Raw genomic sequence first — 9,591 nt, 5'->3', positions numbered from 1 at the left:
CTCGACGTTGGCACTCAGCGTGTAGCCCGAGAGCGAGCTCCAGACCGTGTCAATACCCTCACCGCCGAGCTCGGTCACCACGTCCCCAAGGTCGGTGACTTCGTAGATATCGTCGCCCACACCGCCGGCCATCGTATCGGCACCCGTCCCCCCGATGAGCATGTCATTGCCCGCGTCACCGTTGAGGATGTCGTTGCCACCCAAGCCGTTCAGGATGTCGTTGCCATCACCTCCGCTGGCCACGTCGTCGCCTGCCGTGCCGGTGAATATGTCGGCACCGGCGGTACCGACAAACAGATTACCGACCACTGTCGTTGCGGCAGAGGTGACTAGCTCAAGTGTGCCGAGGTCATCGGTGTAACTCGCGACGACACGCAGTTGCTGACCGACCTGCGCCGGGCTGAGCGTGAAGGTCGTGCCCGTCGCACCGGCGATATCGGCAAAGATCGCACCGCTCCCCACCTGCCACTGATGGGTAATCACCGAGGTCGTGATCCCGTCGGCGTCGGTGAACGCATCCGTGGCGGTCAAGTCCGAGCCTAACGTGGGGGTCGTATCGCTGATCAGCACAGTGCCGACCGGCAGGACGTTGACGGGGCTACCGCCGAGTGGCGCAGTTGGCGCGGTCGGCGCCGAGAACACACTTTCCAGCACGCCCTGACCGTCCTGATAGATGGCCCTGACACGTAGCGCCAGCCCCAGCTCAGCCGTGGTCACCGTGAAGGTCGAGCCGGTCGCGGTTCCTAGTCCGCCTCCGAGCACAATACCGATGTCGTCGAAGATACCGGTGCCGGGGTTCGTTTCGACCTGCCATACGAAGGCGATGGGACCGCTGATCGCACCGCCCGTAGTGACATTGTCCGCATCGCGGACGGTGTCGGCCAACACCGTCAACACTTGGCCAACGGCCGGCGTGCCATCGCTGACCCTCAGCAAGCCCACCGGCTCGGCGTTCAAGCCAGCGACGAGAACCTGCGACTGATCGGCGAACTGCAGCCGCTCGATATTGCTGAGGGTGTCGATCCCGTCCCTGCCAACGACACTGTCGGTGACCGTCACGGTGCCGTCGACGTTCTCGATGACGGTGTAGTCGGCCAGAAGGCCGGTGTACAGGGCCGTGTCGAAGGAATGGCCAGGGTTAAGGGGGTCAGGCGCATCCGTCAGGATCTCACGGACGGCGACGAGTTGGCCGGGGTTGAAGGTACCATTGAGCATGAGCGGCACCAACGGGACCATGCTGTCGAACGTTGCGATCTCCGGACCTGTGCCATCGATGTTCTGCCGCACACTGATACGTACGTTGAGCCACTTGTCGCCGTCGATGAGGTCATCGCCGCCATTGCCTTCGATGATGTCGCTGCCGCCGCCGCCAAGGACGATGTTGCCGGCGCTGAACTGATCGTCTGCCGTGCCCACAATGCCGTCCGCGCCGGCTGCTGCCGTGCCGACGAACGAGCGCAGGCCGCTGACCAGGTCGAAGTTGGTGAGCACGCTGCCCTGAGCACCGGCAGCCGCGATCACGGTGGCATCGGCATCATCGCCACGCAGGATGTCGCTGAAGTGCGATCCCGTCAGACCTTCCACCTGACGGAACCGAGCCACGGTTGCGGCCAACTCCGGCAGTGGCGCCCCGAGAACGATGTCGGCGAGGCCCAGGTCGACGCTCACGCCGAACGAGTCGTCCTTGAAACCGGCCCAGTCGTAACCGGAACCACCCAGGTAGCGGTCGCCCGCGCCGCCGTTGCCGAACATGATGTCGTCACCGCCTTCGGCCATGAATCTGTCGGGCGAGCCGGTGCCGATGAAGATGTCGTTGCCGCGTATCGGGTCGAGCCCGTTCGGGTCGAAATTGTCGCCGGGAGCGCCATCGGCGGTTCCTCTCTCGATCCAGTCATCGCCTTCGTTGCCCATCAGTTGTTCGTCGGCGACACTGCCCTGGATGAAGTCGTCACCCGCGCCGCCGAAGACCTCCGAGGAGTCCGTGCCGCTGACGATGAAGTCCTTGCCGAAGCCGCCGAGGCTCAGATTGAGGCCGTTGCCGCCGTGGATGACGTCGTTGCCGTCGCCACCGTGGATGGTATCGTCGCCGCCGATGTCGCTGATGATGTCGTCACCATCGCCCCCGATGATGAAGTCGTTGCCGTTGCCACCCTCGAGGCGATCATTGCCGCCGTCGCCATAGAGCGTGTCGTCGCCTTCGCTGGAGATGAGCGTTTCATTGCCGGCCGCACCACCGAGCACCACATGGTCTTCGCCGGTGTACTGCAGGTAGTTGGTATCGAGACCGACCGTGTTGGGGTTGTCCCGAATCACCAGCGGAACCAGGGCGCTGCCGCCGACAGGATCGGTATTACCGGGCAGGTCGTCGAGGGTGCCTACTATGCCGTCTGGACCTGCAATCACGCTCTCGTTGAACTGCTTGGTCGGGTCGACCTCAAGGGTAAAGGCTGGAGTCAAGAACATGACGGCTGGGAGGTGGGTCGCATCGGTGTTGGCCATCACCAGTCTCGCGAACGAGTTGTTCTCCAACTCCGTGACGAAGTTCTGCCCCGCGTTGCGATCCAGGTAGTAGAAGCGGTCGGCGTTCTGCAGCTTCTCCATCTGGTTCTCGAACACGAAGTTGAAGGTCGAGCCGAGCATGCCGCCAAACGGCACTTTTTCCTCGGCGAGGCCGCCGATCCAGAGGTCGATGTTGTCCAGACCGGTGATGGTGACGCCGGTCGGGCCACTCGCCCAGGCGCCGGTGCTATTGAGGAAGTCCAGCCGGTCCGCCGGCTCGCCGGCGCCGCCCAACACCAGGAGAGAGGCCGCGGCGCGCTTCCCGTCGAGCGTGGTGGCGCTGGTAATGGAGGCGTGCGTGCCATAGGCGGCGATGAAGTTGATCAGCGATTCCGGGTGCTTCAGGTGTTGCACCAGATCGGACCAGCTGATGTAGGGCTTCAGGTTGCTGTCGCCGGTCGCGGTGTAGAACTCACGACGTGCCTCGTTCAGGGTCGGAAGCCCGGTATCACGGCCGCGCGCGATATTGAGGGCGGGCAGGTCGAGCGGCAGGCCCAGCAAGTTGTTGCGCACCGCTTCGGTGACGAACTCGTCGATCTCGTTGCCGACCTGGCGCGTCACGCCGCGGACAATGGCACCGGCCGCCTGCGCAGGCGTCGGGCCGCTGGCGGCAAACGCCAGCGGATTGAGGAAGGCCTGAATCAGACCGATATCGCTCGAGACGAAGTTGGGGTCCAGCCGGTCGATGGTCTCGGTCAGCATCGAGTGGCCGAGGCGGTAGACCGCGTGCGCGAACTCGGCGACGATCGCCGGGTCGATCTCGGTTTGATAGTTCTGGTGTTCAGGAATGAAGGGATCGATGTTCGGCTGAATGGTACGCGCGAACTCTTCGAACACCAGGTGCTGGTACTGCATCTCGGTACCGAATTTCGCCGCCTGGAACAGGCGCTCTCCGTTCCAGTGCAGGGCAGCGATCTCAGCCGCGGTTGTTGGCAACACCGACAATTGGGCATCGGGCATCAGCCACTGGTTCAGGAAGTTGACATCGTTGGAGGCGATGGCCACATCCTTGGTGTGCTGGACCAGACGGTTGTGCTCCGAGTGGAAGATGGAGTGGACGGTGGTCAGGCCAATGTTCTCGTTGACCCGACCGTCGCCGGCGATGTAGTGCGCGTCGAGCAGTTCGTTGTCGTAGAAGCCTGCGGCCACCGGGCCGCCGGCAACGAGGTCGGCATCAGCCGTCAGTGGCGCGCCGGTCTGGCTGTCCACCGGAACGGCGGTGTGGGCGATATCGATGAGGAACTGGTGGCCGGTGCGCACGGCATTGACCAGACTGATCGGCGCAGCAGGATCTCCCTCGACGAGCACATCATCGGCGGTATCGGGAATACCATCCGGGCCCGTCATCATGACCATCGGGAAGCCGTTCGGGCCCTTGATGAAATTGCCGTAGGCATCGGTGGCGAGCAGCGGCACGTTGTCGAAGTCGGCATCGGTGAGGTTGATCCCGAGCAGGTCATGAGCTTGCGCCTTGACCACTTTCCAGGTGGCCATCCCACCGATTTCGACGTCGTCGGCCGTGCCGAACACGCCATCGGCGCCCAGGTCACGATTGGTGATCAGGTTGCCGGTCGCCACTGGCGCGCCGGCGGCGTTGAACTCGTAAGCGCGCAGGAACACCTGGTGCGAGGGATGCGAGGTATAGGTCTGGTTCTGGTCGACGAACGGCGTGGTGGTGTTTGAAGCCTCGTGGATGTCGTCGGCGGTGCCGAGGATGCCATCGGGCCCGGGCTGGTTGGTGGCCCGCGTCAACACCATGAAGTTGGTCGGGCTGCCCGGAACGAACAGCGGATCGTCCGGCTGCAGCGGAATGAACACCGTGCCGCTGCCGCCCTTGGTCACCAGGTCGAGGCCGTGGTCGAAGAACTGACCGAAGAAGGTCATCCAGGTATTGAACGGTGCGGACAGACCTGCGTCCGGCGCCACGTTAGGCATGAAAAAGGTCTGGAACGTCGTGCCGTCGGTACGGGTTCCGGTAATCACCTGCGCACCGTCCTTCAAGACATCGTCAACCGTGCCGAGGATGCCATCCAGACCGGGATCGAACGTGGCCGCGACCGCCGCCGCGTTGGTGGCGGTGTTGTCGGCGACCAAATTGCTGATGGTGCGCGGCTGCGAGTCGTTCACCAGGCCGCTGGTCTGGGCGTAAGTGGTGCCCGCCTCCGCCGTATCGAACTGCGCCGGAACCAGTCGCGGGAAGATTGTGTCGGCTGCACCGAACTCGTTCTGAGCCGTCACCAGGTTATTGAACGACCCGTCGACCGTGCGCAGGCCCATACCCACCCGTGCATTTGGCAGCATGCTGAGGAGATCCTCACCGGCCGCATTCCTTTCCGCGATCAGAATCTGATCGAGAATGAACTGCAGATCGGCCCGGATATAGTGCACACCGGTGCTGGCGACCGGAGTCTCGACCGGCAGCGGGGCTGCCGGTGGGGGAGCAACGCCGGCTACGACCGCTGCGGTTGGAGCAGAGAATGCCGTCTCGAGCACGCCATTTTCATCCTTATAGACGGCCCTGACGCGCAACTCCAGCCCGGCGAGATCCGGGGTCACCGTGAAGGTCGTCCCGGACATACGCTGCGAGGCTGCTCCGCCGTCGACAAGACGGATAATGTCTTGAAAGACGCCCGAGCCCGGAATCGCTTCGAACTGCCAGAAGAAGGCGATCGGTCCGGCGATCGCACCGCCGGTAGCGACGTTGTCCGCATCAGTCACGTCGGCAGCCGATACCCTCAGCAGTTGACCCGTGGTCGGCGTAGCGTCCGGGGTGTTGCTGGCAGCATCGAGTATGGTCAGCAGGCCCAGCGGGTCGTTGTTGAGCCCGACCCCGCCTGGCAGGGTGAGCGACTGGTCGTTGAACTGCAGCCGCTCGACATTGGTGAGTCGGTCAGTGCCGTCGCGACCGACGACGCTGTCGGCCACGGTGGTCACACCGCCCACAGTGGTGACGGTATAGTCGAGCCGGTTGCCCGTGAACAGGGCCGTGTCAAAGGCGGGGGCAGCCGTCAGGACCTCGCGGACGATGACGAGCTGACCGGGGTTGAAGGTACCATCGAGCATGAACGGGATCATGGGCTTCATGCTGTCGAAGGTGGCGATCTCCGGCCCGGTTCCGTCAAGGTTCTGGCGCACGCTGATGCGCACATTCAGCCACATGTCGCCGTCAATCAGGTCGTCACCGCCGCGGCCTTCGATGATGTCGCTGCCACCACCGCCGAGGAGGATGTTGCCCGCGCCGAACTGATCGTCTACCGTGCCCAGGATACCGTCCGGGCCGGCTGCAGCCGCACCAAGAAACGCCCGCAGACCGGCGACGAGGTCAATATTGGTGAGCACGCTGCCTTGGACACCGGCAGCGGCGATCGTGAGCGCGTCGGCATCATCGCCGGTCAGCATGTCGCTGAACACCGACCCCGACAGACCTTCCACCTGGGCGAAATTGGTATGCACGCCTGCAACAGAAGGCGACAGGGCCGATTGTTCGAAGACGATGCGGTTCATGTCCACAGTCACGCCGAAACGATCATCCTTGTAGGTGGCCCAGTCGAAACCGGACATGCCCAACATCTTGTCCGGGCCCTCACTGCCGATGAAGATGTCATCGCCGCCTTCACCGATCATTTCATCGAAGCCGCCGTCACCGCTGAAGACGTCGTTGCCGCCGACCACCTCTGCCAGCAAAGCCAGTGGCAGGTTACCGGCGAAATTGTCGCCGGGGGAGCCGTCCTGGTTCCCGACCTCGATCCAGTCGTCGCCATCGCCGCCCGTCATTGGCAAGTTCACCCGGCTGCCGAGCATGAAGTCATTGCCGGCGCCAGCGAAGACCTCCGAAAAGTCCTCGCCGGTGACGACGAAGTCGTTGCCGTCACCGGCGAGGATCAGGTTCAAGCCCTTACCACCGTGAATGACGTCGTTGCCGGACCCTCCGTGGATGACGTCGTCGCCGCCCGCGTCGGTGATGATGTCGTCGCCATCGCCACCCTCGATCTCGTCGTTGCCATAGCCGCCTTCGAGGCGATCATTGCCGGCGTCGCCCCAGAGCGTGTCGTCGCCGTCGCCAGCGACGAGAATGTCATTGCCGGCCGTGCCACCGAGCACCACATGGTCTTCGCCGGTGTACTGCAGGTAGTTGGTATCGGGCCCGACCGTGTTGGGGTTGTCGCGGATGACCAGCGGCGTGATCAAGACGCCGTTGATGATGGTGCCGCCAGTGGGATCGGCATTGCCGGGCAGGTCGTCGACGGTGCCCACAATGCCGTCCGGACCGGCAATCACGCTCCGGTTGAACTGCCTGGTCGGGTCGACCTCAAGGGTAAAGGTCGGGGTCGAGAAGATGAGCGCCGGGAGATGGGTCGCGTCGGTGTTGAGCATCACCATTTTGGCGAACGAGTTGTTCTCGAGCTCGCTCAGGAAGTTGAGTCCCTGGGTGCGGTGCAGGTAGTAGAGCCGGTCGCCGTTCTGCAGCTTCTCAAGCTGCTCCTCGAAGACGAAGTTGAAGGACGAGCCGAGCATGCCGCCGAACGGCATTTTTTCCTCGGCCAGGCCACCGACCCAGAAGTCGATGTCATCAACGCCGGAGATGGTAACGTCGTCTGCGGTGTTCGGAATACCGTCCGCCCCGGCGTTGTTCGCCCAGACACCGGTGCTGTGGAGGAAGTCCAGGCGATCCACCGGCTCACCGACGCCGCCCAACACCAGGAGAGAGGCCGCTACGCGTTTCGCGTCGAGCGTGGTGGCGCTGGTAATGGAGGCGTGCGTGCCGTAGGCGGCGATGAAGTTGATCAGCGATTCCGGGTGCTTCAGGTGTTGCACCAAATCGGCCCAGCTGGTGTAGGGCTTCAGCTGGTTGTCGCCGGTGCCGGCGTAGAATTCACGGCGCGCCTCGTTCAAGGACGGGATGCCGGTATCGCGGCCGCGCGCGATGTTGAGGGCGGGCAGGTCGAGCGGCAGGCCCAGCAAGTTGTTGCGCACCGCTTCGGTGACGAACTCATCGATCTCGTTGCCGACCTGGCGCGTCAAGCCGCGGACGATGGCGCCGGCCGCCTGCGCAGGCGTCAGGCCGCTGGTCGCAAACGCCAGCGGGTTGAGGAAGGCCTGAATCAGGCCGATCTCGCTGGAGGCGAAGTTGGGATCCAGCCGGTCGATGGTCTCGGTCAGCATCGAGTGGCCGAGGCGAAAGACCGTGTGCGCGAACTCGGCGACGATCGCCGGATTGATCGTGTCATCGAAGTCCAGGAAGGCGTCGACTTGCGGTTGAACGGTACGCGCGAACTCTTCGAACACCAGATGCTGATACTGCATCTCGGTGCCGAATTTCGCCGCCTGGAACAGGCGCTCGCCGTTCCAGTTCAAGGTCGTCAGATCAGCAGGAACAGCCGTGACGGGCGTCAACAGCCACTGGTTCAGGAACGTCAGGTCGCCGGCGGCCGTTGAGGCGAGGACCGTGTCCTTGGTCTGCTGGACCAGCCGGTTGTGCTCCGAGTGGAAGATGGAGTGGACGGTGGTCAGGCCGATGTTCTCGTTGACCCGGCCATCGCCGGCGATGTAGTGCGCGTCGAGCAGCTCGTTGTCGTAGAAGCCAGCGGCCACCGGGCCGCCGGCAACGAGGTCGGCATCGGCCGTCAGTGGCGCACCGGTCTGGCTGTCCACCGGAACGGCGGTGTGGGCGATATCGATGAGGAACTGGTGGCCGGTGCGCACGGCATTGACCAGGCTGATCGGCGCAGCAGGATTACCCTCGACGAGAATATCATCGGCGGTATCGGCAATACCATCCGCGCCCCTCATCATGACCACCGGGAAGCCGTTCGGGCCCCTGAGGAAATTGCCGTAGGCATCGGTGGCGAGCAGCGGCACGTTGTCGAAGTCGGCATCGGTAAGATTAATGCCAAGCAGGTCGCGCGCCTGCGCTTTTACCACTTTCCAGGTGGCCATCCCGCCGATTGCGACGTCGTCGGCCGTGCCGAACAGGCCATCGGCGCCCAGGTCACGATTGGTGATCAGTTCGCCGGTCGCCATCGGCTTGCCGGCGGCATCGAGTTCATAGGCGCGCAGGAATACCTGGTGCGAAGGATGCGAGCTGTAGGTCTGGTTCTGGTCGACGAACGGCGTGGTGGTGTTTGAGGCATCGTGGATGTCATCGGCGGTGCCAAGGATGCCATCGGGCCCGGGCAGGTTGGTGGCCCGTGTCAACACCATGAAGTTGGTCGGGCTACCCGGAACGAACAACGGATCGTCCGGCTGCAGCGGGATGAACACCGTGCCGCTGCCGCCCTTGGTCACCAGGTCGAGACCGTGGTCGAAGAACTGACCGAAGAAGGTCATCCACGAGTTGAACGGCGCGGACAGGCCCGCGTCCGGCGCCACGTTAGGCATGAAAAAGGTCTGGAACGTCGTGCCGTCGGTACGGGTTCCAGTAACCACCTGCGCACCGGCCTTCAAGACATCGTCAACCGTGCCGAGGATGCCATCCAGACCGGGATCGAACGTGGCCGCGACCGCCGCCGGGTTAGTGGCGGTATCGTTGACGATCAGGTTGCTGATGGTGCGCGGCTGCGAGTCGATCACCAGGCCGCTGGTCTGGGTGTAAGAGGTGCCCGCCTCAGCCGGGCTGAAGACTGGAGTGGTCAAGCGCGGAAAAAAGTTGTCGGCTGCGCCGAACTCGCTCTGATGCAGACCCAGGTTGTTAAACGTCCCGTCGACCGTACGCAGACCGAAAGCAAATTCCGGGCTTGGTATCAGGTCGACAAGCAACTGACCGGCCGAGTTTGCCTCCGCGATGAAAATCTGCTGGAGAATGAACTCAAGATCGGATTGATTAAAGTTGGCCATTTGGATTGCCCTCGATATGTCTGGGAAAAGGCACGGGACGAGAAAGTCCCGCCGCGCCAAGTCAAGTGCTGGCTTGCGCAGTTTGTTGGTTATGTTTTTTAGCGAGAGCTGGCGTTACCCGGGACCCGGGATACACGTCTGGAATTCGCGAATTGAGTTGCTCGCCGGGTGATCAGGCAGAGCGAATTCGACCCCTGG

At 63.3% G+C, this 9,591-nt stretch carries 1 protein-coding gene; it reads right to left on the bottom strand.

Annotated features, from left to right (window positions below; all coding sequences use genetic code 11):
- Window positions 1–9,393, bottom strand: a 9,393-nt coding sequence (locus tag ACM6IK_RS17530) for a peroxidase family protein (protein WP_414875340.1), incomplete at its 3' end; no start/stop codon positions are given.
- Window positions 9,394–9,591 lie beyond the last annotated feature (198 nt).

The sequence above is a fragment of the Pseudomonas sp. IT-196MI5 genome, assembly GCF_949767415.1.
Taxonomy (GTDB): domain Bacteria; phylum Pseudomonadota; class Gammaproteobacteria; order Pseudomonadales; family Pseudomonadaceae; genus Aquipseudomonas.
This window is presented reverse-complemented; position numbering and strand designations above follow the sequence as displayed.